Source organism: Haladaptatus sp., assembly GCF_049589095.1.
GTDB lineage: Archaea > Halobacteriota > Halobacteria > Halobacteriales > Haladaptataceae > Haladaptatus.
This window is the reverse complement of record NZ_JBAWAC010000144.1, coordinates 1-1,876: the sequence shown is the minus strand read 5'-3', so window position 1 is coordinate 1,876 and position 1,876 is coordinate 1. Positions and strand designations below refer to the sequence as shown.

Sequence of the window (1,876 nt, the reverse complement as noted above, 5' to 3'; positions counted from 1 at the left end):
GACTGTACGACATCGACATCGAGGAGAAGAAAAGACAGTTCCGCGACGACGGCATCACCGACGAGTTCGGCCCCGTCCGGGTCGATATCGTCCCCCTCCGGCGTTCGAAAGAGCCGATCATCTTCGGCGACTCGTCCGGTTTGAATCGCTTTGTCGAGATACCGCCGGAGCGGTTCGACGTCCACGACGACTTCGACCGCACCCTCACGAACCCCGACGGCCACGTACTCGTCGAAGAACCGGCAGTCGTCGCGGGTCAGCAACGCGATTTGTTCGTGGGTCACGCCCGCCGCCAACAGCGTTTCGACCGCGTCATACTGGCGTGCGAGTCGCGCTTTCGCGTCGAGCGTCGAGCGTACCTCCGCGATGCCACCGTCGGCGTCGGGAAACGTCGCATCGAAGGAGTGGTCGTTGTTGACTCCCACGGTGACCTCCCGGGCGTGCATGTGCTCACGGAGTCGCATCGAACAGTGAGCGACGCCCGAAAGCCCCTCGACTGCTTCCCGGCCGTCGAGCGCCATCATCCACGCGAACGCTGGCGAACACCACGCCGTCGGGAGGGTGAACGACACGTCGACGTGTGCACCGTCCTCCTCGGCGTCGATTTCGATGTCGTCGATGTATTCGAGTTCGACGATCGAACGGTCGAGTTCGGGGTCGGTCACGCCGTCGAGCGCCGACAGAATCGCCGCGCACGTCGGCACGTCGCCGGGGTTCTCCGATACGGCCCTTTCGTCGTTTCCGATGTCCAAGCTGTCCCCCGACATGGTCAGTCGTCGGCGGTCGCGCCACCCTCTTCGTAATGCGTTTGCAAGCCGAACTCGTCGGTGATGCCGTCGTCGCGGAACTGTCTTTTCTTCTCCTCGATGTCGATGTCGTACAGTCGAGCGGCGTTCTCGCCCATTATCTTCCGCATGACCTCCGGCGTGAGTTCGATGCCGTACTCGTCCTTCTGGTCGTCGGTGAGTTCGGCGTTCATCACGGTCTCGACCAGCCAATCGGGGTTCCACAGCGCGTAGTCGCTCCCGAACAGCAGGCGGTCCTCGCCGAGCCAGTAGAGCAGTTCGCCCATGATTTCGCCGAACTTACGCGGGCGGTTTTGCGCCATTGGGGCGGCCACCGCGAGTCCGCCGTACACGTTCGGTTCTTGGGCGGCCAACCAGCAAAAGTCGTCCAGTCGGGGAAGCCCGACGTGCTCCACGACGAAGTTGAGTTCGGTGAACGAAGTCGCGGCGTCGTCCACGTCCTTCACGTCGAAGGCGTCCTTGTTCAGCGGCCGAATGGTCGGCCCCTTGTGTGGATGGATGTTCTCGATTCCCAACTCGGCACACTTTTCGAGGTACTCGAAGGCTTCCTCGCTGTCGAGACGCCAACCCATCGAATCGTCCAGCCACTCGGCGGTGTAGAGTTTGACGCCCTGGATGTCGTACTCCTCCTTCTGGCGTTCGAGTTCGCGTAGCCCTTCCTCTCCCTCCCGGGGGTCGAACCGCCCGTTGACGATGAAGCGCTCCGGGTTCTCGGCCGCGAAATCCGCGTTGGTGTCCACCGTGTTGAACCCCTCCTCGTAGAACTCCTCCAGATGGGTGGGTTGGAAGATTCCCATGTCCACGGCACCGTTACCGAACAGGTCTTCGAGCATTCGTTCCTGCGGATACTTTCGGTACTCCTCCAGCGTCCACTCGCGCTCGGCGGGCGTGAATCCGGTGTGATAATCGTAAAAACACCGGATGAACTGCTCGCCTCCTTCGTGGATGATGTTCTCCTCGCTCGCATCCCAAAAGTGGATGTGCGAGTCGATGACGAATACGTCCTCCTCGTTCTCCCATCGACCGTCCCCAGTTCCTCTGTACATGTCCATCTAAGTAATGGGCCGAAC

General features: G+C 61.4%; 2 protein-coding genes. Both read right to left on the bottom strand.

The genetic code is table 11. The features are described 5' to 3' along the window. Positions 1-767 (bottom strand): iron-sulfur cluster assembly protein (locus WBV42_RS04965; protein ID WP_423985043.1); only part of this gene is annotated, 767 nt, incomplete at its 3' end. A 2-nt stretch (positions 768-769) separates the two neighbouring features. Then, a complete protein-coding gene (locus WBV42_RS04960; RefSeq protein WP_423985044.1) occupies positions 770-1,852 on the bottom strand; it encodes an amidohydrolase family protein in 1,083 nt (360 codons plus the stop codon). Positions 1,853-1,876: the final 24 nt, after the last annotated feature.